This window comes from Pseudoalteromonas sp. S554 (genome assembly GCF_005930865.1).
Classification (GTDB): Bacteria; Pseudomonadota; Gammaproteobacteria; order Enterobacterales; family Alteromonadaceae; genus Pseudoalteromonas; species Pseudoalteromonas marina.
In genome coordinates, this window is the sequence record NZ_PNDV01000228.1 from 1 (window position 1) to 279 (window position 279).

Here is a 279-nt window from a genome sequence, read left to right on the forward strand (position 1 = left end):
CGGCTAAAGAGTTACTTAATGCAAGTAGTCATAGAGCCAAAAGTTTAACTCAAGACGTTTATAACCAAGACCTAGAAGAAAGTTATGACAAAGAACCTGATTTTGATAAGTACTCCATTGGTATCAGCCAAACAATTGATTTCTGGGATAAGCAATCAGCAAATAAAAGCATTCGTGAAATTGATGTCTATGTAAACCAGCAACAATTGTTAACTTTACTAGTTTCAAAAAAGGCTAACGCTTTAACTGCATGAGTAAATGGCCCAGCAGCAAAAGAAC

The 279-nt window shown here is 35.5% G+C and carries 1 pseudogene; it reads left to right on the forward strand.

From position 1 onward, the window contains the following. Positions 1-254 (forward strand): annotated as a pseudogene (locus tag CWB65_RS19820) (TolC family protein); the annotation flags it as partial. Between the last annotated feature and the right edge of the window lie 25 nt (positions 255-279).